This window comes from Pseudomonas sp. LBUM1661 (genome assembly GCF_059695925.1).
Genome location: NZ_CP166794.1, coordinates 5,718,907 through 5,744,738, shown reverse-complemented (window position 1 = coordinate 5,744,738; position 25,832 = coordinate 5,718,907). Strand labels below are relative to the sequence as shown.

The 25,832-nt window shown below is 60.0% G+C and carries 17 protein-coding genes and 1 riboswitch; of the genes, 11 read left to right on the top strand and 6 right to left on the bottom strand.

The features are described from left to right. Window positions 1-102 precede the first annotated feature (102 nt). Genes ACA057_RS26320 through ACA057_RS26310 form a run of 3 tightly spaced genes read left to right on the top strand, consistent with a single transcriptional unit; the run spans window position 103 to window position 1,217 of the window. Complete coding sequence (locus tag ACA057_RS26320; RefSeq protein ID WP_008153387.1) at window positions 103-285, top strand: CPXCG motif-containing cysteine-rich protein; 183 nt, start codon at window positions 103-105, stop codon at window positions 283-285. Window positions 286-297: 12 nt separating this feature from the next. Then, complete coding sequence (locus ACA057_RS26315; RefSeq protein ID WP_401360566.1) at window positions 298-558, top strand: putative signal transducing protein; 261 nt, start codon at window positions 298-300, stop codon at window positions 556-558. Window positions 559-593: 35 nt separating this feature from the next. Then, window positions 594-1,217 carry an SOS response-associated peptidase gene (locus ACA057_RS26310; protein ID WP_401360564.1) on the top strand — a complete coding sequence of 208 codons (624 nt, stop codon included), beginning with the start codon at window positions 594-596 and terminating at the stop codon, window positions 1,215-1,217. Between the two features lie 143 nt (window positions 1,218-1,360). Here the strand turns inward: ACA057_RS26310 and ACA057_RS26305 are convergent, their stop codons facing one another. After that, a complete protein-coding gene (locus ACA057_RS26305) occupies window positions 1,361-3,502 on the bottom strand; it encodes a methyl-accepting chemotaxis protein (RefSeq protein WP_497343567.1) in 2,142 nt (713 codons plus the stop codon). Window positions 3,503-3,775: 273 nt separating this feature from the next. On the opposite strand from ACA057_RS26305, the gene ACA057_RS26300 reads away from it, so the two are divergent. Further along, on the top strand, window positions 3,776-4,594 hold the full coding sequence (locus ACA057_RS26300) for a M48 family metallopeptidase (protein WP_497343565.1): 819 nt from the start codon (window positions 3,776-3,778) through the stop codon (window positions 4,592-4,594). Window positions 4,595-4,703: 109 nt separating this feature from the next. Here ACA057_RS26300 and ACA057_RS26295 read toward each other — a convergent pair whose 3' ends face one another. The 3 genes from ACA057_RS26295 to ACA057_RS26285 form a co-directional block, all read right to left on the bottom strand. Next, the gene (locus ACA057_RS26295; protein WP_401360560.1) at window positions 4,704-5,288 is read right to left on the bottom strand and encodes a TMEM165/GDT1 family protein; all 585 of its coding nucleotides are present in this window, start codon (window positions 5,286-5,288) and stop codon (window positions 4,704-4,706) included. A gap of 88 nt (window positions 5,289-5,376) precedes the next feature. Next, window positions 5,377-5,501: riboswitch (yybP-ykoY riboswitch) on the bottom strand. A gap of 39 nt (window positions 5,502-5,540) precedes the next feature. Beyond that, entirely contained in the window at window positions 5,541-6,539 is a 999-nt protein-coding gene (locus ACA057_RS26290) for a methyltransferase (RefSeq protein WP_497343562.1), read from the bottom strand. 34 nt (window positions 6,540-6,573) lie between these two features. Further along, the gene (locus ACA057_RS26285) at window positions 6,574-7,539 is read right to left on the bottom strand and encodes a 2-hydroxyacid dehydrogenase (RefSeq protein WP_497343560.1); all 966 of its coding nucleotides are present in this window, start codon (window positions 7,537-7,539) and stop codon (window positions 6,574-6,576) included. A 241-nt stretch (window positions 7,540-7,780) separates the two neighbouring features. Here ACA057_RS26285 and ACA057_RS26280 point away from each other — a divergent pair, with 241 nt between their 5' ends. The 5 genes from ACA057_RS26280 to ACA057_RS26260 all read left to right on the top strand — a co-directional run bounded on the left by ACA057_RS26280 (window position 7,781) and on the right by ACA057_RS26260 (window position 16,933). After that, window positions 7,781-8,410 carry a LysE family translocator gene (locus ACA057_RS26280; RefSeq protein WP_497343558.1) on the top strand — a complete coding sequence of 210 codons (630 nt, stop codon included), beginning with the start codon at window positions 7,781-7,783 and terminating at the stop codon, window positions 8,408-8,410. A 160-nt stretch (window positions 8,411-8,570) separates the two neighbouring features. Then, entirely contained in the window at window positions 8,571-10,253 is a 1,683-nt protein-coding gene (locus ACA057_RS26275; protein WP_497343556.1) for a fatty acid--CoA ligase, read from the top strand. Between the two features lie 337 nt (window positions 10,254-10,590). Next, window positions 10,591-12,480 (top strand): DUF1302 domain-containing protein, encoded by a 1,890-nt coding sequence (locus tag ACA057_RS26270; RefSeq protein ID WP_497343554.1) that lies wholly within the window; start codon window positions 10,591-10,593, stop codon window positions 12,478-12,480. A 28-nt stretch (window positions 12,481-12,508) separates the two neighbouring features. After that, window positions 12,509-13,873 (top strand): DUF1329 domain-containing protein, encoded by a 1,365-nt coding sequence (locus ACA057_RS26265; protein ID WP_497343552.1) that lies wholly within the window; start codon window positions 12,509-12,511, stop codon window positions 13,871-13,873. A 321-nt stretch (window positions 13,874-14,194) separates the two neighbouring features. Beyond that, window positions 14,195-16,933: a winged helix-turn-helix domain-containing protein gene (locus tag ACA057_RS26260; RefSeq protein ID WP_497343550.1), complete on the top strand. Its 2,739-nt coding sequence runs from the start codon at window positions 14,195-14,197 to the stop codon at window positions 16,931-16,933. 71 nt (window positions 16,934-17,004) lie between these two features. Here ACA057_RS26260 and ACA057_RS26255 read toward each other — a convergent pair whose 3' ends face one another. After that, window positions 17,005-23,139: a M10 family metallopeptidase C-terminal domain-containing protein gene (locus tag ACA057_RS26255; RefSeq protein ID WP_497343548.1), complete on the bottom strand. Its 6,135-nt coding sequence runs from the start codon at window positions 23,137-23,139 to the stop codon at window positions 17,005-17,007. 218 nt (window positions 23,140-23,357) lie between these two features. On the opposite strand from ACA057_RS26255, the gene ACA057_RS26250 reads away from it, so the two are divergent. Then, window positions 23,358-24,002 carry an MBL fold metallo-hydrolase gene (locus ACA057_RS26250; protein WP_497343546.1) on the top strand — a complete coding sequence of 215 codons (645 nt, stop codon included), beginning with the start codon at window positions 23,358-23,360 and terminating at the stop codon, window positions 24,000-24,002. A 101-nt stretch (window positions 24,003-24,103) separates the two neighbouring features. Next, complete coding sequence (locus ACA057_RS26245) at window positions 24,104-24,835, top strand: YiaD family glycine zipper/OmpA-like lipoprotein (protein ID WP_401360544.1); 732 nt, start codon at window positions 24,104-24,106, stop codon at window positions 24,833-24,835. Window positions 24,836-24,957: 122 nt separating this feature from the next. Here ACA057_RS26245 and ehuA read toward each other — a convergent pair whose 3' ends face one another. Beyond that, complete coding sequence (gene ehuA, locus ACA057_RS26240) at window positions 24,958-25,752, bottom strand: ectoine/hydroxyectoine ABC transporter ATP-binding protein EhuA (protein ID WP_497350024.1); 795 nt, start codon at window positions 25,750-25,752, stop codon at window positions 24,958-24,960. Window positions 25,753-25,832: the final 80 nt, after the last annotated feature.

Sequence of the window (25,832 nt, the reverse complement as noted above, 5' to 3'; positions counted from 1 at the left end):
TTGATCGAAAACCAACAGGGCACGGTCTGAAAAGGTAGCCAGACAAAAATAGCCCTGCAAATAGACCGGCGATTATACGCACAAGTCACCTGGGAGGCCGCGATGCTGGAAACAGAGCGCTACGAATGTCCGTATTGTGGTGAAGAGGCTGAGGCCGTGCTTGATCTATCCGGCGGCGATCAGACCTATATCGAGGATTGTCCGGTGTGTTGTCGACCGATCACGTTCGTCCTGCAGACTGACGGTCAGGAATGGTTGCTCGAAGTTCATAGCGAAAACGAATGAAAGGGGCACCCCATGCAGCGAATTTACGAGCCGGAAAACCTCATGGAAGGCGAGTTGCTGCAAAGCATGTTGGCCAGCGAAGGCATCGAGGCGCACCTGGTGGGCCGGGATTTGGTGGGGGGCACTGGCGAATTGCCGATCTTCGGCCTGCTGGGGTTATCGGTGGATAACGACCAGGCGCAATACGCCCGGGAGTTGATCACCGCGTACAATGCCGCGCTGCCGATGCCCGGCGATGAACCGGACAGTTTTCCCGGCACGCTGGTCTGTTAGGCTGGCGTTCGTTTGATCAAGAGTCGTGTTGCCCCATGTGTGGACGTTATGCCCTGTTTCGCTGGAACCCCGCCTTCGCGGCCCTGCCTGGCTTCCCCGCCGACCAGCAGGCCCAGTGGAATATTTCGCCCAATGATTCGGTGTTGATGCTGCGTGCCGGTGCGGACGGTCAGCGTGAGTTGGCCCGTGCGCGTTGGGGGCTGACGCCGCCATGGCTGACCGACCTGTCCCGCACCCCGGCCCATGCCCGCGCCGAAACCGTGGCTGAACAACCGATGTTCCGCCAGGCCCTGCGCGAGCGCCGTTGCCTGTTGCCGGCCAATGGCTTCTACGAATGGCGCGGCACCACGCGCAAACGTCCGTATTGGCTGACGCCGGGGGAGGGCTCGGCGCTGTTTTTTGCGGCGATCTGGGAAGCGTATCCGGTGCAGGAACAGGTGTGGCTGAGCACGGCGGTGATCACCCAACCGGCGGCGAGTCAGCGTCGACCGTTGATCCTTGATGCAGCGGGGCAGGAGGCGTGGCTTGATCCCGAGACGCCGTTGCACGCCTTGCAGGCATTGCTCGCCAGTGAACCCGCGGCGTTGCGCGAGCGGGTGTTGGCCAACATGGTGAATGATCCGAAGCTCAATGGGCCGGAGTGCCTTACTCCGGGTTGAGTTCTTGGGGGCCGTAATGGCCTCATCGCGAGCAGGCTCGCTCCCACACTGGATCTTGGGTGTTCACACATGTTGTGATCACACAAATCTCCTGTGGGAGCGAGCCTGCTCGCGATAAGGTCCGCAGGACCTTCCGGCGATTCCTAAACCTTGAACTGATTGATCAACCGCCGCTGCTGTTCCGCCAATTTGGTCAAATCCGCACTGGCCGCGCTCGATTCATCCGCACCGCCCGCCACTTCATTGGCCACTTGCCCGATGTTGATCACGTTACGGTTGATGTCATCCGCCACCGCACTCTGTTCCTCGGCCGCGCTGGCGATCTGGGTGTTCATGTCGTTGATCACCGACACCGCCTGCGTGATGGTCTCCAGCGCCTCGGCCGCCTTCGCCGCATGCTGCACGCTTTCGTCGGTGCGGTTCTGGCTGTCCTCCATGACCCGCACCACATCGCGGGTGCCTTGTTGCAGTTGCTGGATCATGGTCTGGATTTCTTCAGTGGCCTTCTGGGTTTTCTGCGCCAGGTTGCGCACTTCATCGGCCACCACCGCAAAACCACGGCCCTGTTCACCGGCCCGTGCCGCTTCGATGGCCGCGTTCAAGGCCAGCAGGTTGGTCTGTTCGGCGATGCCGCGAATGGCCGTGAGGATCGCGTTGATGTTCTCGCTGTCCTTGGCCAGGGTCTGCACCACGCTGACCGCCTTGCCGATTTCTATTGCCAGGACACCAATCGAGTTCGATGTCTCGCGCACGATTTGCATGCCCTGCGCCGCGGCCTGATCCGCATGGCTGGCGGCTTGCGCGGCCTGGGTCGCGTTGCGCGCCACATCCTGGGCGGTGGCGGTCATTTCATGCACCGCGGTGGCGACCTGATCGATCTCCGCCATTTGCTTGTGCACACCGATGTTGGTGCGAATGGCGATGTCGGCCGTGTGTTCCGACGAATCACTGACGCTCTGCACCGAGGTCACGACTTGAGTGATCATCGCCTGCAACTTGGCCAGGAACGTGTTGAAACCTTTGGCGATCGAGCCCAGTTCGTCGGCGCGGTCACTGGTCAATCGGCGAGTCAGGTCGCCTTCGCCCTGAGCGATGTCGTCGAGCATGGCCACCATTTGCTTGAGCGGACGGGCGATGCCGTGGCCCACCAGCCAGATCACCAGCAAGCCGATACCGGCAATCAACAGGCCGACCATGGCCATGCCGAAGGTGTCGGATTTGCGCTGGGTGTCCAGGTCGCCCTGGAGTTTTTGCAGGTCGGCCATTACCGCGTTCAACGGCAGTTGCAGCATCAGGGTCCAGCGGGCGTCGGTCTGGCCAATGCCGAACGGCAGGTACAACTCGATCCGGCCCTGGGTCTTGTCGACGGTGTAGGTGACTTCGCCGCGCTTGAGATTGGCCATGTTGGCTATCTGCTGGCTGCCGAGGATGTCGCTGACCTTTTCGCCGAATTTGCTCGGGTCCTTGGTGTGGGCCACGATCCGCCCGTTACCGCCGATCAGGGCCATTTCACCAGCACCGCTGTAGAGTTTCTGGTTGGCGCCGAGGAGCATTTCCTGGATGAAGTTCACCGACAAGTCAGCGCCGACGATGCCCTGGAACGCGCCGTTGAGCATGATCGGTTCAATAAAGGAGGCAAGCATGACGATCTTGTCGCCGACCTTGTAGGGCGCCGGATCGATCACGCAGGATTTTTTGGTCTCTTTCGAGCACAGGTAGTACTCACTGGCGCGCACGCCGGTGGACAGGGTTTTCTGGTCGTCGACGTCCACCAGTTTGTCCAGGCCCAGGCTGCCGTCTTCATTGCGGAACCACCATGGCAGGAAACGCCCGTTGCTGGCGTCGATACCCACGACTTTAGTGTCGACGTAGGCGGCATCGTTATGGTCGAGGGCGTCTTTCTCCCAGCCGATGTAGGTACCGAGGATTTTCGTGTTCTTGGCGACGTTTTCCTTGATCAGGCTGATCAACTGTTCACGGCTGAGGCTCAGCTGCGGCTGGCCGTCGGCGCCCGGCGTACCGATCAATGCGTTGACCCGCACCAGCCCGCCGGCAATCAGCAGCGGGGCTTCGAGTTCGCGCTGGATCTGGCTGACCTGGGTTTGCGCCAATGAAGTCAGGCGCTGTTCGATGACTTGCTCGAATTGCGCCTGGGTCCTTTCCTGGACCATGTCTTGGGTCCGCGCACCGGAAAACAGTGCGTACAGCACCAGCGCTGCCACGACACTAAGAATGATGGCGCCGGCAAGGGCCGCCACGGAAAACTGGATCGACTTGAATTTCATGGGTGCTCCGCACGCAAGAGGACGTCTGCGGAGGGGTATCGGCCGGGGTCTCGAAGGTCATGAGCGAGGCAGGGCGAATTGGCTGTTTTGGAGTGCTTGATGTCGCAATTGAATCATTGCGGGCCGTTGTCGGCCGTGGCGGGAGCCATTATGTGAATTTTTTCCTACGGCCATGAGAGCTTTGTCTGAAATGTGCGTCTACTCCTCTGTTGTATCTGGCGTCGATACAATTCCACGCCTAGGATACGCGGCATGTTTTCAGGGAGTTTTTTGATGAACAAGACATTGGTTTTGTGTGCTCTAAGCGCCGGTTTGCTGCTCGCCGGTTGCCAGTCGGTCAACACCACCAGCGGTGGCGCGGTCGGCGTTGAGCGCAAGCAGTACATGTTTAGCATGCTGTCGACCGATGAGGTCAACCAGATGTACGCCCAGTCTTATCAAAAGACCGTTGGCGAGGCGACCACCAAAGGCGTGCTGGACAAGACCAGTAACGATGCCAAGCGCGTGCAGGTGATTGCCGACCGGCTGATTGCCCAGGCGCCGGTGTTTCGTCCGGATTCGGCCCAATGGAAGTGGGAAGTCAACCTGATCAAGAGTGACGAGCTCAATGCCAATTGCGGGCCTGGCGGCAAGATCATTTTCTACACCGGGTTGATCGACAGTATGAAACTGACCGACGATGAAATCGCCGCGATCATGGGCCATGAAATCGCCCACGCCCTGCGCGAGCATGGCCGTGAAGCGATGTCCAAGGCCTACGGTATCGAAATGGCCAAGCAAGGTGCGGGTGCGTTATTTGGTCTCGGTCAGGACAGCCTCGCGCTGGCGGACACCGTGGCCAACTACGGCATGACCTTGCCTAACAGTCGCTCCAACGAAAACGAAGCGGACCTGATTGGCCTGGAACTGGCCGCTCGTGCCGGTTACAACCCGAATGCCGCTATCACACTGTGGAACAAGATGGCCAAGGCTTCGGAAGGTTCGCCACCGGAGTTCATGAGCACTCACCCGGCGTCGTCCAGTCGGATTGCTTCGTTGCAGGCGGCGATTCCGAAAGTCATGCCGCTGTACGAAAAAGCCAAGAAGTCCTGATCATGTAGTGAGGCTGCTGGCGCCTTCGCGGGCGAGCCTCGCTCCTACAGATCACGCTGTCCTGTGGGAGCGGGCTTGCCCGCGAAGAACGATGACGCGGTCTATCGCCTCAAACCCAGCCGCTGCTCTGCATCGCCTTGTACACCGCCACCACCGCCAGGATGAAGAACGCCGACGCCGCCAAACGACGGATCAGCGTCAACGGCAATTTATCCGCCGCAAAGTTACCCGCCAGTACCACCGGCACGTTGGCAATCAACATGCCCAGGGTGGTGCCGATGATCACCAGCCACAACTCCGGGTATTGCGCCGCGAGCATCACGGTCGCGATCTGCGTCTTGTCGCCGATTTCCGCGAGGAAGAAGGCAATCAGCGTGGTCAGGAACGGCCCGAACTTGCGGGCGGTACTGGCTTCGTCGTCATCCATCTTGTCCGGTACCAGGGTCCACAATGCGGTCGCGGTGAAGCTCGCGGCGAGGATCCAGTGCAGCATCGCATCCGAGAAGAAACTGCCGACCCAGGCGCCTACCGCACCGGCTGCCGCGTGGTTGGCCAGGGTCGCGGCGACGATACCGGCGATGATCGGCCAGGGTTTGCGAAAGCGAGCGGCGAGAATGAGCGCGAGCAGTTGCGTCTTGTCGCCGATTTCGGCCAAGGCAACGATTGCGGTGGGAACGAGTAAAGAATCCAGCATCAGGGTTTTCCTAAGGGGCGGGTCGACACGGCTATGACACGTACAGCCTTCCCGCCCCGGGTAAGGTGTTCGTGTCATAGGTCTTGTCAAACCCTGCGAGCCGTCTGATGCGGACGCTTGGGTCGCATACGCCATGGTCTGTTGACCAAGTATGTTGACGTATGCCGGACGAGCATGGCGCTCGTGGGAGACTACTCCCCTAGGACGGAGCGGATTCTGCCTAGGCAAATCCGATTGGGCAAGAACAAATTTCTAGCCGCGTTTGGCCCGGTAAATCCTGAAACCCTGTCCTTCAGCCTTGATCGCGCAGACCCCGAGGTGCTCTTCGATCAGCGGTTGATACTTCAGGAAGCTGTTCGCGACCAAGCGCAGTTCGCCGCCGTTTTTCAGATGTTTGGCTGCTTTTCGCAGCAGGTTCTCGGTGGCGAAATAGTCGGTGTGCACGCCGACATGGAACGGCGGATTGCTCAGAATTGCACTCAAACCCATTGGCGCCGCGTCGATACCGTCGCCGGTAATCACGTCAGCTTCCAGACCGTTGGCGGCCAAAGTGAGGCGACTGCTGGCAGCGGCAAACGCATCGACATCCAGCAAGGTGACCTGGTTGTGCGGATAACGACGCTTGACCGCCGCGCCCAAAACACCGGCGCCACAACCGAAGTCCAGCAAGTGACCGCTCGGCAATTTGTCCAGATGCTCCAGCAGCAGTGCGCTGCCACGATCCAGGCGGCCATGGCTGAACACGCCCGGCAGACTGATGACTTTCAACGGCCCCTCGGCCAATGGCAGCTCATAGGTCTGAGCCAGGCTTTCCAGCGATTTGGCTTCTGGCGCGTTGGCCACAGTGACCAGCCAGAGTTGGCAATGCCGCGCGCTGTCGAGCTTGCGCGGTTTGCCGAACGGGTTAAGTTGCTTGGACGCGCCTTCGATGCCGCTGCGTTTTTCGCCCACCAGGTACAACTCTTTTCCTGCCAGTTTCGAGGCGAGGGCGTTGAGGATGTAGTCAGTCAGGTCCTTGGACTTGGGCAGAAACACCACGGCCGTGTCGAACTCGCGCTCCGGTAGGTTCACGCCAAAATGGCTGCGGGCTTCGAAACGCGCGTCCAGCGCGGCCTGATCACCGGCATGCCAGCACCAGCCGTGGGCGTCGGGCAGGCGCCCCAGCAGATCATCGGCGGGCAAACCGGCCAGCAGCACCGAACCCTGGAATAACTCGGCCTGACGAAGCAGTACTTCACTGCGCGGATCCATACTCTGCTCCTGTGAAAAAAAGTGCCGCAGTCTATCAACTGACGACCCGCAGCGCTTTACCGCTGAAGTATCCCTGCGCGTTTTCGGTCAACTGACCGACGATGCGCTGCCGTGCTTCGCGGCTGCCCCAGGCGTTGTGCGGGGTGACGATCAACCGTGGGATGTCAGCGGCCAGCAGCGGATTGCCGGCGGTCGGTGGCTCGACACTCAGCACGTCAGTGGCTGCGCCGCCGAGGTGACCGTTGCGCAAGGCATCGGCCAGGGCTTGTTCGTCGATCAAGCCGCCACGCGCGGTGTTGACCACGAATGCACCGGGCTTCATCGACGCCAGCTCGCGGGCACCGATGAAATGGCGGGTGTGTTCGTTGAGCGGGCAGTGCAGGGTCAGCGCGTCGATTTGCGGCAGCAATTCATCCAGCGGCAAACGATCCGGCCGGGCAGGGCGCCCCGGAATCTGCCCGAGCAACACGCGCATGCCAAAGGCTTCGGCCAGTCGTGCAACCGCACCGCCCAGTTCGCCGTGACCGAGCAAGCCGAGGGTTTTGCCTTCCAGTTCAACGATCGGGTAATCCAGCAGACAGAACTGTTTGGCCTGCTGCCAGCGGCCTTCACCGACGGCTTTCTGATAGTCCGCGAGGCGCGTCGCCAGATTCAGCAGCAGCATGATCGTGTGCTGCGCCACCGATGGCGTGCCGTAGCCCTGGCAGTTGCACACGGTAATGCCGTGGGCGCGGGCGGCGGCGAGGTCGACGTTGTTGGTGCCGGTGGCGGTGATCAGGATGAGCTTCAGCTCGGGGCTGGCAGCGATGGCGGCGGCGTCGATCAGGATTTTGTTGCTGATGGCGACGGTGGCGCCCTTGAGGCGGTCGATCACCTGATCCGGCGTGGTCTGTGCGAACAGCTGCAAATCGTCAAAGCAATTACGCAACGGGCTGAGGTCGAGGTCGCCCAGGTCCAGGGATGGGTGGTCGAGGAAAACGGCGCGGCGAGTGTTCGTCATCAACTGTACCTTTTGTGCAATGAACTGAAGGCGTAATCTGCCGAGCCTACCAGATGAAACAAATCGTTACGCACTAGGCCGAACGCTGAATTCTGTGGGAGCGGGCTTGCTCGCGAAGAGGGCGTATCAGTTGACATCGATGTTGTCTGAGACAGCGCATTCGCGAGCAAGCCCGCTCCCACAGGGTCGACGTCAAACCTCAGAATTTCATTTCGACCGATCTGCCCCAAAAGGACGCTCCATGTACTGGACAGAATTTTTGACCGTTGCCCTGATTCACCTGCTAGCCGTGGCCAGCCCTGGTCCGGACTTTGCCGTGGTGGTGCGTGAGAGCGTGACCCACGGTCGTCGCGCAGGCACCTGGACCGCGCTGGGTGTCGGCACGGCGATTTTCCTGCACGTCGGTTACTCGCTGCTGGGCATCGGCCTGATCGTGTCCCAGTCGATCATGCTGTTCAACGCCTTGAAATGGGCCGCCGCCGCGTACCTGCTGTACATCGGCTACAAGGCCCTGCGGGCGCAACCGGCCAAACCAGTGACAGACGATCTGCACAAGGAAGCGGGCGAGCGCACGGCGCGCGGCGCCTTCATGTCGGGGTTTGTGACCAACGGTCTGAACCCGAAAGCCACGCTGTTTTTCCTGTCGTTGTTCACCGTGGTGATCAACCCGCACACGCCGCTGGCGGTGCAGGCGGGCTACGGCCTCTACCTCGCGGCGGCCACTGCGGTCTGGTTCTGCCTGGTGGCAAGGCTGTTCAGCCAGGCGCGCGTGCGTGCCGGTTTCGCGCGCATGGGCCACTGGTTTGACCGGACCATGGGCGTGGTGCTGATCGCCATCGGTGTGAAACTCGCGTTTACCGAGATGCATTGATCGCGCCACACAAAATGGACAAGAACTCCCCGCAGATGCTGGCGCAACGCTAGCATTTGCACGACTCTGCAAATCATTCCTTCGGCTGATTTGGTTGTCATGGAAGCGCACTAGAGTGCTTACTTTCAGCCAAGACCGTGCAGTCAGAAAAGGGACTCTTATGTTGCAGACTCGCGTTATTCCCCCAGCCGAGGGCGCTTACCAGTATCCGCTGTTGATCAAACGGCTGCTGATGTCCGGTGCTCGTTACGAGAAAACCCGCGAGATCGTTTACCGCGATCAGTTGCGCTACAGCTATCCGACCCTGATCGAGCGGGTCGCGCGGCTGGCCAACGTGCTGACGGCGGCCGGGGTTAAACCCGGGGATACCGTGGCGGTGATGGACTGGGACAGCCATCGTTACCTGGAATGCATGTTTGCCATTCCGATGATCGGCGCGGTGATCCACACCATCAACGTGCGCCTGTCCCCGGAACAGATCCTCTACACCATGAACCACGCCGAGGACCGCTTCGTGCTGGTCAACAGTGAGTTCGTGGGGCTTTACAACGCAATTGCCGGGCACCTGACCACGGTCGAGAAAACCCTGCTGCTGACCGACCTGCCGGAAAAAACCGCCGACCTGCCGAACCTCATCGGCGAGTACGAGCAGTTGCTGGCGGCCGCGAGCCCGCAGTACGACTTCCAGGATTTCGACGAAAACTCGGTCGCGACCACCTTCTACACCACCGGCACCACCGGTAATCCCAAAGGCGTGTACTTCACCCATCGGCAGCTGGTGCTGCACACCATGGGCGTGTCGACCATCATGGGCGCCATCGACAGCGTGCGGCTGTTGGGCACCAACGACGTGTACATGCCGATCACACCGATGTTCCATGTGCATGCCTGGGGCCTGCCGTACGTGGCGACCATGCTCGGGCTCAAGCAGGTGTATCCCGGTCGCTACGACCCGGAATACCTGGTGGAGTTGTGGCGCCAAGAGAAGGTCACCTTTTCCCACTGCGTGCCGACCATCCTGCAAATGGTCCTCAACGCCAAGGCTGCGCAAGGCACGGATTTCGGTGGCTGGAAAATCGTGATTGGCGGCAGTGCACTGAACCGCGCGCTGTACGAAGCCGCCAAGGCCAAGGGCATTCAGCTGACCGCCGCTTACGGCATGTCGGAAACCGGGCCGCTGGTGTCGTGCGCGCACCTCAATGACGAGTTGATGGCCGGCACCGAAGACGAACGCACCACCTACCGGATCAAGGCCGGTGTGCCGGGGCCATTGGTCGAGGCGGCGATCGTCGACACCGACGGCAACTTCCTGCCCGCCGATGGCGAGACCCAGGGTGAACTGGTGCTGCGTGCGCCGTGGCTCACCGAGGGGTATTTCAATGAACCGCAGAAGGGCGCGGAGCTCTGGTCCGGGGGCTGGCTGCACACTGGCGACGTGGCGACCCTGGACAGCATGGGCGTGATCGACATCCGCGACCGGATCAAGGACGTGATCAAGACCGGCGGCGAATGGATCTCCTCCCTGGACCTGGAAGACCTGATCAGTCGCCATGTAGCGGTACGCGAAGTAGCAGTGGTGGGAATTGCCGATCCACAGTGGGGCGAGCGGCCGTTTGCCTTGCTGGTCATCCGCGAGGGCCATGTGATCGGGGCCAAGGAACTCAAGGAGCACCTCAAGCCCTTTGTGGAACAGGGCCACCTGAGCAAGTGGGCCATCCCGAGCCAGATCGCCCTTGTTACTGAAATTCCCAAGACCAGTGTCGGCAAACTCGACAAGAAGCGAATTCGCGTCGACATCACCGAATGGCAAGCCAACAACAGCACCTTCCTCTCGACGCTTTAAGCCTCATCTGGCGTGCCCGAAAAGGCACGCCAGCCCCACCAAGCAAGCGCTTGGCTTGTCAAATCTGAAAATTGAGCCATCCTTGCCGTGCCGACAGGTGTCGGACTGGCGAAAGGACTGTTCCAGAGTGGCTGGCAGCTGCAAATCACACTTTAGAGGGATCAAGCAGTACTACCTGCTGGCTATAGTCCGCTCAAGGATTTTTAAGAACGGAGCAAACGCACAAAACGGGGCGATGCAACTTTGGCATGACTTTGGGACACCTTGGTTCCCTGTCATCCACAGCGTTTTTAGAAGTGCTCACTGCCATAACAATAATGCACATGGAGAAGCGTCGATGACATCAGTAAACCAGTTCTGGCGCCGGGCGAAGCTGCCCCTGGCGGTCAGTCTTGCCTCTACGCTCGCCGGGCCAGCATTCGGCGTCAGTTTCAACGTTGGTGAAATCGAAGGTCAATTCGACTCATCCCTGTCGATCGGTGCCAGTTGGTCGACCGAGAGCGCCAACAAGAACCTCATCGGCGTCAACAACGGTGGTCACGGTCTGTCCCAGACTTCCGATGACGGTCACTTGAACTTCAAGAGCGGCGAAACGTTCTCGAAAATCTTCAAGGGCATCCATGACCTCGAGTTGAAATACGGCGACACCGGCGTCTTCGTCCGTGGCAAATACTGGTATGACTTCGAACTCAAGGACGAAAGCCGTCCGTTCAAGGACATCAGCGACAGCAACCGCAAGGAAGGCGCCAAGTCCGCTGGCGGACAGATCCTCGATGCCTTCGTCTACCACAACTACTCCATTGCCGATCAGCCGGGCTCCGTGCGTCTGGGCAAGCAGGTCGTGAGCTGGGGTGAAAGTACCTTCATCGGCAGCGGCATCAACTCGATCAACCCGATCGATGTTTCCGCGTTCCGTCGCCCAGGTGCCGAGGTCAAGGAAGGCCTGATCCCGGTCAACATGTTCTACGTCTCGCAGAGCCTCACCGATACGCTCTCGGCCGAAGCCTTCTACCAGCTGGAATGGGACCAGACCGTCGTCGATAACTGCGGTACGTTCTTCTCCCAGCCAGACATCATTGCCGACGGCTGCGACAACAACCTGCGCGTGCTGAACAAGCGTTCGACCCTGCCTGCCGCAGCACTCGGCCCGTTGACCGCCCTGGGCGTCGACGTCAACGAAGAAGGTGTGCTGGTGCGTCGTGGCCCGGATCGCGATGCGCGAGACAGCGGCCAGTGGGGCGCGTCCCTCAAATACATGTTCGAACCGCTGGACACCGAGTTCGGTGCCTACTTCATGAACTACCACAGCCGTGCGCCGATCTTCAGCGCCACCGGTGCTCCTGCAGCGGCCTACGCCCGTGCAGCGGCCTTGCCGGCGGCGCTTCGGCCCCTGGCGCCACTGGTGGTCGCGGGTAACTCGAATTACTTCGTCGAGTACCCGGAAGACATCCGCCTCTACGGCTTGAGCTTCTCCACCACCCTGCCTACCGGTACGGCGTGGAGCGGTGAGGTCAGCTACCGTCCGAACGCACCGGTGCAGCTCAACTCCACCGACATTCTGTTCGCCGGTGTTCGTCCTTTGGGCGGCGCCCTGAGCAACGCTTCGCTGCTCACCGGCGTACCGGGTCAGGACCTGCACGGTTATCGTCGCAAGGAAGTCACCCAGTTCCAGACCACCCTGACGCACTTCTTCGATCAGGTCATGGGCGCGAGCCGTCTGACCCTCGTGGGCGAAGTGGGCGTGACCCATGTCGGCGGCCTGGAAAGCAGCTCCGACGTACGTTATGGCCGCGATCCGGTCTACGGTCCGGGTGAACTGCCTCCTACCGGCGGTGCCAACACCTGCTCGGCGATCCTCAACACCAGCACCATCAACGGTGCAGGTCCAGGTGCTGCCACCAACAACCTCAGCCGTAATTGCACCAACGAAGGCTTCACCACGGCCACTTCGTGGGGCTACCGCGGTCGCGCCATCTGGGACTACAACGACGTATTTGCCGGCGTGAACCTCAAGCCGAACGTGGCCTGGTCCCACGACGTGAGCGGTTACTCGCCTGGCCCTGGCGGCAACTTCGAAGAAGGTCGCAAAGCGGTGAGCCTGGGCGTCGATGCCGAGTACCAGAACACCTACACCGCGAGCCTGGCATACACCAACTTCTTCGACGGCAAGTACACCACCGTGGATGACCGCGACTTCGTTGCGCTCAGCTTCGGCGTGAACTTCTAAGCACTGTATTTTCAGGACGAACACACATATGAAAATAACAAAGAGTCTGTTCCACGTCGGTGTTCTGGGGCTTTCGCTGCTGGCGACCGGCGTAATGGCAGCAGTCCCTGCAGCTGAAGCGGACAAACTGGGCAAGAGCCTGACCCCGATGGGCGCCGAAATGGCCGGGAATGCCGACGGTTCGATCCCGGCCTGGAAACCGATGGCGAAGAACGCTGGCAGCGTCGACAGCAAAGGTTTCCTGTCCGATCCGTTTGCCAGTGAAAAACCGTTGTTCACCATCACGGCGCAGAACGTCGATCAGTACAAGGACAAACTTGCACCGGGCCAGTACGCGATGTTCAAGCGCTACCCGGAAACCTTCAAGATGCCGGTCTACCCGTCGCATCGCGGCGCGACCGTGCCGGATGCCGTGTTTGCCTCCATCAAGAAAAACGCCACCACCACCAACCTGGTGTCCGGCGGCAACGGTCTGGAAAACTTCGAAACCGCCGTGCCGTTCCCGATTCCGAAGACCGGCGTTGAAGTCATCTGGAACCACATCACCCGCTATCGCGGTGGCAGCGTGACCCGTCTGGTGACCCAGGCCACGCCGCAGCCGAACGGCTCGTTCAGCCTGGTGTATTTCCAGGATCAGTTCGTGTTCCGCGACAAGATGAAGGATTACGATCCGGCGAACCCGGGCAACATCCTGTTCTACTTCAAGCAGAAAGTGACCGCGCCGGCACGTCTGGCCGGTGGCGTGCTGCTGGTGCACGAAACCCTCGACCAGGTCAAAGAGCCGCGTTCGGCGTGGGTCTACAACGCGGGTCAGCGTCGTGTGCGTCGTGCGCCACAAGTGTCCTATGACGGGCCGGGTACCGCTGCCGATGGCCTGCGTACCTCCGACAACCTGGACATGTACAACGGTGCGCCGGATCGTTACGACTGGAAGCTCGAAGGCAAGAAGGAGATGTACATCGCCTCCGACAGCTACAAGCTCGACTCGCCACAGCTGAAGTACGCCGACATCATCAAGGCCGGTCACATCAACCAGGACCTGGCGCGTTACGAGCTGCGTCGAGTCTGGCATGTGGTGGCGACCTTGAAGGAAGGTCAGCGTCACATCTATGCCAAGCGTGACTTCTACATCGACGAAGACACCTGGCAAGCGGCTGTGATCGACCACTACGACGGCCGTAACCAGCTCTGGCGTGTGGCGGAAGCTCATTCCCAGAACTACTACAACGTGCAAGTGCCTTGGTACACCCTGGAAACCCTGTACGACCTGCAATCGGGTCGTTACCTGGCGCTGGGTATGAAGAACGAAGAGAAATCGGCGTATGACTTCGGCTTCACCGCCACCACCAGCGACTTCACCCCGGCTGCGCTGCGTCAGGAGGGTGTTCGCTAACCTGCACTGACAGAGGCCGCATCCTCGAAAAACGCCCCGACTGGTTCGGGGCGTTTTTTTGCCCGAAGATCTTCGGCGTCTGCGATGGCCTCTTCGCGAGCAGGCTCGCTCCCACAAGGGGAACGCGATCCACTGTGGGAGCGAGCCTGCTCGCGAAGGGGACGACACGGTCTGTCAGGAAAACTTCATCTGCGGGCCGACGCCTTCTGCTTGTATTCTTTTTGTAGCCATTTGTAGCAATAACCTTCATTCCCTCTTCGTTTACCGCTAGTCTGCGGACATCTGCAACGCCGCCAACAGCATTTCAAACAAGAGCCGGCCATGACTGATCTGTCTCCACTCCCAGGCCCTGCAAGCGTTGCCGTCGCCGCACTGGACGGGCGCTTTTTCCGACCGCCATTGCCCGACGGCCATGTGCTGCGGCCTCGTCTGTGCGAGCGCCTGAGTGCTGGGCTCGGTGGCAGGCTGTTGCTGGTCAGTGCGCCTGCCGGGTTCGGCAAGAGTTCGTTGGCGGTGGAGTTCTGTCAGGGCCTGCCGGCGCACTGGCGAAGTCTTTGGCTGGGGTTGAGTCCGCGAGACAGCGACCCAGGCCGTTTTCTTGAGCGGCTGCTCGAAGGCCTTCAGGATTATTTTCCGCAAATTGGCAGTCAGTCATTGGGCCTGCTGAAAATGCGTCAGCGGCATCAGCCGTTTGCCTTTGAAGAATGGCTGGACGGCTTGCTCGATGAGTTGGCCGTGCACCTGTCGACCAGTACGCCCTTGCTGCTGGTGCTCGATGACTACCATCTGGCCCAGGGCCCGGTGCTTGATCGCTGCCTGCAATTTTTCCTCAATCATCTGCCTGACGGCTTGCTGGTGATGGTCACCAGTCGGCAGCGGCCGGACTGGCATCTGGCGCGTCTGCGGCTGTCGCGGCAACTGCTCGAACTGCATGAGCAGGACTTGCGCCTGACCCACGATGAAGCCTTGACCTTGCTCGATCGGCACAGCAGCTCCTTGCGCGGCGAAGCGCTGGAGAACCTGATCCAGCGTAGCGAAGGCTGGGTTGCCGGCCTGCGCTTCTGGCTGCTGGCAGCTTCCGAAGCGGGCTCCGATGGCGCGTTACCCCAGTCTTTGCACGGTGGGGAAGGGCTGATCCGCGATTACCTGCTTGAAGAAGTCATTGATTGCCTGCCCGCCGAGGTGCAGTCATTTCTGTACGACACGGCGCCCCAGGAGCGCTTTTGCAGCGAGCTGTGCGACGCCGTCCGCGACGCCCATGACAGCGCCGAGATCCTGCGGTTTTTGCTGGCCCATCAAGTGTTCCTGGTGCCGCTGGACGAAAACGGTCACTGGTATCGCTATCACCATTTGTTTTCCGACTTGCTGCGCACCCGGCCGACCACGCCGGCGATGGTGCCGGCCGCCAGCCTGCACTTGCGCGCCTGTCGCTGGTTCAATGCCCAAGGGCTGCTTGACGAGGCGGTGGAGCAGGCGCTGCGTGCCGGGCACCTGGATGTCGCGGCGAACCTGGTGCAGAACCTCTCTGAAGAACAGCTACTCGCCGAACAAAACGTCGGCATGTTGCTGCGCTGGAAAATGGACTTGCCCGACAGCCTGCTGATCAGCACGCCACGGCTGATCGTGCTCTACAGCTGGGCCTTGGGACTCGCCTGTCAGCTCGACGCCGCCGAAGAGCTGGCCAGTCACTTGAGCCGCTTCCTGCCGGCACCGTCGGCCACCGCGCAGAAATCCATGCTGGCGCAATGGCTGGCCTTGAGCGGAATCATCGCCCGCGGGCGCGGCAATCGGGAGTTGACGCTGCTCTATTGCGCCGAAGCGCTGGAGAGCCTTCCGTGCAAGCGTTACGGCCAGCGACTGATGTGCCTCTCGACCCTGTCCAACCTGGCCATTGCCGACGGCGACTTGTGGCGTGCACGTGGCTTGAACCGTGAATCCCTGGAGTTGGCGCAACGGGTCGGCAACCCGTTGTTCGAAGCGCTGGCTCACTACGACCGCGCTCGTGTGTTGCAGGCACGAGGGGAAATTCTTCGTTCGCTGGATGAAGTGCGTCAAGGGCTTCAGCGCCTGCAAGGGCTATCGCCGCAACGGCTGTACGCCGTGCGCGCCCGGCTGACCTTGTACGAGGGCTTTTTGCTGGCCCTGCGTTTGCAGCCACACGCCGCGCGGGTGCGGTTGCAGGCGGGTTTGAGCGAGGCGCGGGCCTGTCGCGATATCAGCGTATTGATCGGCCACTGCGTGATCGCCCGGCTTGAAGGCAGCAGCGGCGAGTTTGCCAAAGCGTTTGCCGAGCTCGCCGAAGCCGAACGGCTGATGCATATCTGGGACGTACCGCCGATCTACTACTTGGCGATGATCACCCTGGTCAAATGCGAACTCTGGCTGACCCAGGGTCGCATCGACCTGGCCGAAGCCTGGCTGGCTCGTCTGGGCCAGACCTACAACGGCGAACACGCGGCAGCGCCTCCGGAATTTCACCCACAACTGCCACTGCATATTGAATTGCAACAAGCCTTGCTGGAGGTTATCCAGGGGCAACCAATGCTGGCGGAAGGACGGCTGAACGTGTTGCTGGAGAACGGACAGCAAACCGGCAGGCAGCTGCTCAGCGTGATGGCGCTGACACAGAAAGTGACGTTGTTGCTGGCTGGCGGACGTGAAGCTGAGGCACGCAAGGCCCTGGGCCAGGCACTGGAAGCGGCGGCCGGGGGCGTGTTGCAGCCGTTTGACGGCTTGTTGACCGAGCATCCGGACTGGCTGCGCGGGCAACTTCAACTCGGTGCGCCAACGCCCGTTTCCCTGAGCCTTGCAGAAAAACTTCCGGCATTGGTTGCTCGCCCGGTGCTGGATTCAAGCCCGGCGGCGGAACAACTCAGCACACGGGAAATGGCGGTCCTGAGATTGATCGCTCAAGGTTGCTCGAACCAGGAAATCAGCGATCAGCTGTTTATCTCCCTGCACACGGTTAAAACCCATGCCAGCCATATCAACAGCAAGCTGGGGGTTGAACGGCGCACGCAGGCAGTGGCGCGAGCCAAGGAATTAGGGGTGCTGGGTTAGTTGATCCTGGCGCACTCACCAAAGTAAAACGCCCCGAACCAGTCGGGGCGTTTTTCATTGTGTTGCCGGTGTTATGCGGTCAAATCGTTGGCACTGAAGGTGTTGACGCCTACCAACTGGATTTCGAAGTCCGCGCCCAGGTCGCCATTGACGTTGCCATAGAGCACATGGTCGACAAAACGCAGTTGGCCTGCACCGGTAAAGTCACCGGCGCCAATGAAGCTGAAGCCATTGAAACCACCGCTCAGCAAGTTGGCGTCGAACTTCGTCAGATCGATTTTATCGCCCTGCAGACTGCTGAAGTCGGTGATGATATCGCGATTGACGCCTGTGCCCATGTCGCTCACAGCACTGAAAACGAACTTGTCGGCACCCGCGCCGCCGGTGAGGATGTCGGCACCAGCGCCACCGTCCAGGGTGTCGGAATTGAAGTTGCCGGTCAGGGTGTTGTTCAGGCTATTGCCCAGGGCCGTGAAAGCCCCGTTGCCGAGCAACATCACGTTTTCGACGTTGTGCAGATTGCTCAGGTTCAGGTCGACGGTGGTCTGTGCCCAAGCGTTGAAGACGACGTTCAGGGTGTCGGTGCCTTCATTTACGTTTTCCTGGACCAGAGCCAGTTCGCCAGCCTGATCAAGGTAATAATTGTCGTGGCCCTTGCCACCAATCAGGGTGTCCACACCGGCGTCGCCATTGAGCCGGTTGTCGCCGTCGTTGCCGGTGATCACGTTGTTTGAGGCGTTGCCAAAGCCCTCGAGGTCGGCTGTGCCGGTCAGCGTGAGGTTCTCCAGATTGGCGCCCAGGACGTAGCTCACCGAAGAGCGCACGGTGTCGATCCCACCGGCCGGGGCACTGGTCTCGACGACCACGTCACCAAAGTTGTCGACGATGTAGGTGTCGTTGCCATCGCCGCCGCTCATGATGTCCTCACCGAGGCCACCGTCCAGGACGTTGTCGCCGATGTAGCCGTTGATTACGTTATTCAGGGCGTTACCGGTGCCGTGGAGGTTGCCACTGCCCCCCAGCATCAGATTCTCGAGGTTAGCGCCCAGGGTGTAATCGACGGTGGAATAAACGGTGTCGATTTCGCTGGCCAAGGTACTGGTTTCGATGACCACATCGCCGACGTTGTCGACGTCGTAACTGTCATTGCCGGCGCCGCCGATCAGGGTGTCCGCACCGCCGCCGCCAACGAGGACGTTGTCAGCACTGTTGCCGGTCAGGGTGTTGTTCAGGTTGTTGCCTATGACGGTAAACTCACCGGCGCCGAGCAACAGCACGTTCTCGATGTTCTGCAGCTTGGTCTGGTTCAGGTCGACCATGCTCGGCGAGCCCGTGGGCTGGATCACGGAGTTGTAGGCGATGATTAGGGTATCGATGCCTTCGTTGGCATTTTCCTGGAGCATGTACAGTTCTTCGGCCTGATCAAGCACGTAGTCGTCGTTGCCCTTGCCACCGATCAGGGTGTCAACACCAGCGCCACCATTGAGCTGGTTATTGCCATCGTTGCCGATGATCACGTTGCCCTGGGAGTTGCCGATGCCATTGAGGTCGGCTGTGCCGGTCAGCGTGAGGTTCTCGACGTTGGCGCTCAGGGTGTAGCTCACCGAAGAGCGCACGGTGTCGATCCCACCGCCCAGGGCGTTGCTCTCGACGATCACATCAGCGGTGTTGTCGACGATATAGGTGTCGTTGCCGAGGTCGCCGCTCATGACGTCGGCACCGATACCGCCGTCCAGGAGGTTGTCGCCAAAACTGCCGGTGATCGTGTTGTTCAGGGCGTTGCCGGTGCCGTTGAGGTGGGTGCTGCCCACCAGTGCCAGGTTCTCGACATTACTGCCCAGGGTGTAGTCGATGTAGGAATAGACGGTGTCGAGTTCTGTGAGCGAAGCGCCGAGTTCGATGACCACATCACCGATGTTGTCGACGATGTAAAGATCATTGCCGGCACCGCCATCCATGGTGTCCGCGCCCGCCATGCCGTTGAGCAGGTTACCCTGAGCGTTGCCGGTGATCACGTTGTCCAGGGCGTTGCCGGTGCCACTGATGCTGGCCCCGCCGGTCAGCGTGAGGTTTTCCACGTTGGCGCTCAGGGTGTACGTCACTGAAGAGCGCACGGTGTCGATTTCGTTGATCAGGGTGCTGGTCTCGCTGACCACATCGCCGATGTTGTCGACGATGTAGGTGTCGTTACCGAGGTCGCCGATCATGATGTCCGTACCGATACCGCCGTCCAGGATGTTGTCGCCGAAGTTGCCGGTGATCACATTGTTCAGGGTATTGCCGGTGCCGTTGAGGTGGGTGCTGCCCACCAGTGCCAGGGCCTCGACATTGTTGGTCAACGTGTAGTCGATGTAGGAGTAGACCGTGTCGATTTCTGCGGGCGAAGTGCCACGCTCGATGACCACATCACCGATGTTATCGACGATGTAAAGGTCATTGCCGGCGCCGCCATCCAAGGTGTCCGCGCCCGCCATGCCGTTGAGCAGGTTACCCTGAGCGTTGCCGGTGATCACGTTGTCCAGGGCGTTGCCGGTGCCACTGATGCTGGCCCCTCCGGTCAGCGTGAGGTTTTCCACGTTGGCGCTCAGGGTGTACGTCACCGAAGAGCGCACGGTGTCGATTTCGTTGATCAGGGTGCTGGTCTCGCTGACCACATCGCCGATGTTGTCGACGATGTAGGTGTCGTTACCGAGGTCGCCGATCATGACGTCCGCACCGACCCCGCCGTCCAGGAGGTTGTTGCCGACGTTGCCGGTGATGATGTTGTTCAGCACGTTGCCGGTGCCGTTGAGGTTGGCTGTGCCGGTCAGCGTGAGGTTTTCCAGGTTGGCGCCCAAGGCGAAGGTCACCGAGGAACGCACGGTGTCGATTTCACCGGCCAGGGTGCTGGTCTCGCTGACCACATCACCGATGTTGTCGACGATGTAGGTGTCGTTGCCGAGGTCGCCGCTCATGACGTCAGCACCGATACCGCCGTCCAGGAGGTTGTTGCCGAAGTTGCCGGTGATGGTGTTGTTCAGGGCGTTGCCAGTGCCGTTGAGGTTGGCGCCACCTACCAGTGCCAGGGCCTCGACATTGTTGGTCAACGTGTAGTCGATGTAGGAGTAGACCGTGTCGATTTCTGCGGGCGATGTGCCGAGTTCGATGACCACATCGCCGATGTTGTCGACAATGTAAAGATCATTGCCGGCACCGCCATCCAGGGTGTCCGCGCCCGCCATGCCGTTGAGCAGGTTACCCTGAGCGTTGCCGGTGATCACGTTGTCCAGGGCGTTGCCGGTGCCACTGATGCTGGCCCCGCCAGTCAGCGTGAGGTTTTCCACGTTGGCGCTCAGGGTGTACGTCACCGAAGAGCGCACGGTGTCGATTTCGTTGATCAGGGTGCTGGTCTCGCTGACCACATCGCCGATGTTGTCGACGATGTAGGTGTCGTTACCGAGGTCGCCGATCATGATGTCCGTACCGATACCACCGTCCAGGATGTTGTCGCCGACGTTGCCGGTGATCACGTTGTTCAGGGTATTGCCGGTGCCGTTGAGGTTGGCACCACCTGCCAGTACCAGGGCCTCGACATTGCTGGTCAATGTGTAGTCGATGTAGGAATAGACGGTGTCGATTTCCGCGAGCGAAGTACCACGTTCGCTGACCACATCACCGATGTTGTCGACGATGTAGGTGTCGTTGCCGAGGTCGCCGCTCATGACGTCAGCACCGATACCGCCGTCCAGGAGGTTGTTGCCGAAGTTGCCGGTGATGGTGTTGTTCAGGGCGTTGCCAGTGCCGTTGAGGTGGGCGCTGCCCACCAGTGCCAGGTTCTCGACATTACTGCCCAGCGTGTAGTCGATGTAGGAATAGACGGTGTCGAGTTCCGTGAGCGATGTGCCGAGTTCGATGACCACATCGCCGATGTTGTCCACGATGTAGGCGTCACTGCCGGCACCGCCATCCAGGGTGTCCGCACCCGCCATGCCGTTGAGCAGGTTACCCTGAGCGTTGCCGGTGATCACGTTGTCCAGGGCGTTGCCGGTGCCACTGATGCTGGCCCCGCCGGTCAGCGTGAGGTTTTCCACGTTGGCGCTCAGGGTGTACGTCACCGAAGAGCGCACGGTGTCGATTTCGCTGATCAGGGTGCTGGTCTCGCTGACCACATCACCGATGTTGTCGACGATGTAGGTGTCGTTACCGAGGTCGCCGATCATGATGTCCGTACCGATACCGCCGTCCAGGATGTTGTCGCCGAAGTTGCCGGTGATCACATTGTTCAGGGTATTGCCGGTGCCGTTGAGGTTGGCGCCACCTACCAGTGCCAGGGCCTCGACATTGTTGGTCAACGTGTAGTCGATGTAGGAGTAGACCGTGTCGATTTCTGCGGGCGAAGTGCCACGCTCGATGACCACATCACCGATGTTGTCGACGATGTAAAGGTCATTGCCGGCGCCGCCATCCAGGGTGTCCGCGCCCGCCATGCCATTGAGCAGGTTGCCCTGAGCATTGCCGGTCAAGTTGTTGTTCAGGTTGTTGCCCAGTGCGGTAAAGGCCCCGCTGCCGAGCAGTAGCACATTTTCGACGTTCTGCAGATTGCTCAGGTTCAGGTCGACAGTGCTGGTCTGTGCCGTGGCGTTATAGAAGATGTAAAGGGTATCGGTGCCTTCGTTGGCATTTTCCTGGACCAGAGCCAACTCGCCTGCCTGATCAATGCCATAATCATCGTTGCCCTTGCCGCCAATCATTGTATCCAGGCCGGCGCCGCCATTGAGCTGGTTGTTGCCATCGTTACCGGTGATCACGTTGTTCAGGGCGTTGCCGATGCCATTGATATTGGCAGCGCCGGTCAGCGTGAGGTTCTCCAGGTTGTTGCTCAGGGTGTAGCTCACCGACGACAGTACGGTGTCGATTTCACCGGCCAGTGTGCTGGCCTCGAAGATCGAGTCGCCGATGTTGTCTACGATGTAGGTGTCGTTACCGACATCGCCGATCATGAGGTCAGCACCGATGCCGCCGTTCAGGATGTTGTTGCCGAAGTTGCCGGTGATCACGTTGTTCAGGGCGTTGCCGGTACCGTTGAGGTTGGCGCCACCTACCAGTGACAGGGCCTCGACATTGCTGGTCAACGTGTAGTCGATGTAGGAGTAGACCGTGTCGATTTCCGCGAGCGAAGTGCCACGTTCGATGACCACATCGCCGATGTTGTCGACGAAGTAAAGGTCATTGCCAGCCCCACCATCCAGGGTATCCGCACCCGCCATGCCATTCAGCAAGTTGCCCATCGCGTTACCTATCAGCGAGTCGTTAAACGCCGAGCCATAGGCGTTTTCAATCTTCGCGCCAAAGGCAATCGCCAGCCCTTCATTGAAAGCATCGCCATTCTGGTCGGTGAACGCTTTGCCGATCTGGCTGAATTGACCTTCGTTAAGGTTGATGCGCACCGAGGCCAACTGATTGCTGCCGTCGATACTATCGTTACCGCCGGCATCCCAGATGGTTTCGAACACCGATTGGGTCGGTGCCCAGGAATAAACGTTGTTGCCCGTCATCCAATTATTATTGGCGCCATAGAGGCTCTGGATCGCCAGAATGTCGAGCAGCATCGGGGTGGTAGGCAAGTAAGAGTAATTGTTGTTGTAGCTCATGACGGTCAGTGCAACGTCATCCAGCGACGGATCGAGCGTGGTCCAGTTTGCCCCGCCCGGCGCGAACGAGTGCTTGAGGCCGATGGCATGACCGGTTTCATGGATGAACGTCATGAAATCATAACTGCCTTTATCAGGCGTCAGGTCGTTGGTATTCGGTCCGATCCAGACGTCGCCACCATTAGGGGTATCGGCCGGGTAATAAGCCCAGGCAGCCGCGTCGTCGTCGAGCTGCGCATAACCACCGAAGCGTATATCGCCCACATTGAACGAAGTTTCGGAGGTTTGCTGGAAGGTGATGTTGGCGACGGCACTCCATGCCGCGAGTGCACCGGTGGCCGCCGTCTGCTGCGCCGCCGTCAATGCGTACATGTCTTTGTACTCATTGTCGGCACTGTAGCTGTAGGCGAACTTGGAGGTGGAGGGTGATATAAAACTATACGTCAGGCTGGTCACAGCCCCAGGCACGTTCCACTTGGTGCTTTCCCATTGGAAACCGGAGATAAGACTGTCAATCGGTCCAAATCCGGTCAGTGAAGAAGTCGTGCTATAGCTGTAACCAGTGGGGCGTGGCATGTGAAATTCCTGAGTTAGGCTGCGGCCCTTCCTGGATGCGGCCGCTACAATCTGCAATTTTGCATGAGAAACAGCGCCATTGACATCATATGGCCACTATTTTTTTGATGAGCGCCGACGTATGGCAGCTCCGGACTTTTATATCGGCCGCGCCCGTATAATCCTTAGGCCTTCAATTGTCTGCGCACACGTCTGCCTTGCCCTTCCCAGGACTCTTTATGGATACCGCAAAACCCACACTCATCCGCGAAACCTTCCCCGTCGGCCCGTTGCAGTGCAACTGCACGATCATCGGCGATCCGATCACCAAAAAGGCGATCGTGGTCGACCCGGGCGGCAATCATGAATTGATCCTGGCGCGGCTCGACGCGCTGGGCCTGAAGGTGGTCAGCATCATTCACACCCACGCACACCTCGATCACTTCCTGGCTTCCGGTCAGTTGAAGGAGAAAACCGGCGCGACCCTGCATTTGCACAAGGAAGATCAATTCCTCTGGGACAATCTGGAGATGCAGTGCCAGATGTTCGGCGTTCCCTACACCCCGGTGCCATCGCCGGATCGCTGGTTGGCCGATGATGAGGAATTGGCCTGCGGCTGTGGCGTGGCGTTGCACACGCCGGGTCATACGCCGGGTTCCATGAGCTTTTGGTTTTCAGAAGCTAAGCTGCTGATTGCCGGTGATACGTTGTTTCGGCGCGGGGTAGGGCGCACAGATTTGTGGGGTGGCGATCAGGCGACCATCGTGCGTTCGATCAAGCAGCGGCTGTATACCCTCGATGAAGAGGCGACCGTGGTGACCGGGCATGGTCCGGACACGCGGCTGGGCGATGAAATGCGTGAGAATCCTTTTGTCCGGGCTTAATTGTTACAGACGGAATTTTTGTTCCTCAAAACGATCCAACGCCCGCAAAGGCTGATGCCTTGTCCGTTGCACCACAGAATGCAAAAACGTAGGAGCTCTACATGTTCACCACGCGTCGTTTGATTATTGTCGCTACCGCTGTGGCCTTGTTGTCTGGCTGCGCCTCGCCTAACCCTTACGACAACCAGGGTCAGGCGGATGGTGGCTCCACGGGCATGAGCAAAACCGCCAAGTACGGTGGCCTCGGCGCTCTCGCCGGCGCACTGGCGGGTGCCGCCATCGACCACAATAACCGTGGCAAGGGCGCGCTGATTGGCGCCGCAGTGGTCGGTGCTTCCGCCGCCGGTTACGGTTACTACGCCGACCAGCAAGAGAAGAAGCTGCGTGCCAGCATGGCCAACACTGGCGTTGAAGTGCAGCGTCAAGGCGATCAGATCAAGCTGATCATGCCGGGCAACATTACGTTCGCCACCGATTCGGCGAACATCGCCTCAAGCTTCTATCAGCCGCTGAACAACCTGGCGGGCTCGCTCAAGGAGTTCAACCAGAACCAGATCGAAATCGTCGGCTACACCGACAGCACCGGCAGCCGCCAGCACAACATGGACCTGTCCCAGCGTCGCGCCCAAAGCGTGGCGACTTACCTGACCTCGCAAGGTGTGAGCGGCACCAACTTGAGCGCCCGTGGCGCAGGCCCGGATAACCCGGTTGCCAGCAACGGCGACGTCAATGGCCGGGCGCAAAACCGTCGCGTCGAAGTCAACCTGAAGGCGATTCCGGGCCAGCAGTATGGTGGTGCCCAGCAACCAGGCACTGTTCAACAATATCCGTAACACCTACGCATAAAAACTGTGGGAGCGGGCTTGCTCGCGAAGAGGGAGTGTCAGCCAACATCATTGTTGGCTGACACGCCGCCTTCGCGAGCAAGCCCGCTCCCACATTGCTATCTGCGTACTTAGTTGGCTTCTTTCACCGCACTGAGAAACGCACACGTACGCTCCTGCTGTGGATGCTCGAAGATCTGCGCCGGCGTGCCCTGTTCATGAATCTGGCCCTTGTAGAAGAAGCACACGCGATCGGCAAACTCCCGGGCGAAGCCCATCTGGTGCGTGACCATCAACATGGTCAGGTTGTGTTCGGCGCCCAGCTTGCGGATGACGTTAAGCACTTCACCGCACAGTTCCGGGTCGAGCGCCGAGGTCACTTCGTCGAACAGCATCACTTTGGGCCGCATCGCCAGCGCCCGGGCAATCGCCACCCGCTGTTGCTGCCCGCCGGACAGTTGCGAAGGGTAATGCCCCAGCTTGCTACCCAACCCGACCAATTCCAGCAAATCCGCCGCACGCTCGCGCGCCTCGGCCGGTTTCATGCCGAGCACCTGCACCGGCGCCTCAATCACATTTTGCAGTGCCGTCATGTGCGGAAACAGGTTGAAACTCTGGAACACCATGCCGATCTTGCCGCGCACGCGGCGGATGTGCCGATCGTTGGCCGGCACCAGCACGCCGTTGCGATTGGGCATGTGGGTCAGCAGGTCGTCCTCGATGCGGATCACGCCGTCATCGATGCCTTCGAGCGTCATCAGCACCCGCAGCAGCGTGGACTTGCCCGAACCGCTGGGGCCGATGATCGCGACTTTTTCACCCGGCGTGACGTCCAGGTTCAAATGATCGAGCACGGTGAAGTTGCCGTAGCTCTTGGTGACGTCCTGGAAGCTGACAATCGGCTTGGCCGGGTTGGGTGTGTGCATGGCCGTGGCCTCCTGCGGATGCAGCGGGGTCGGGTTGCTGCGCCGGGAAAGGTCGCTGGATGTCGAGAGTGGAGAAGTCA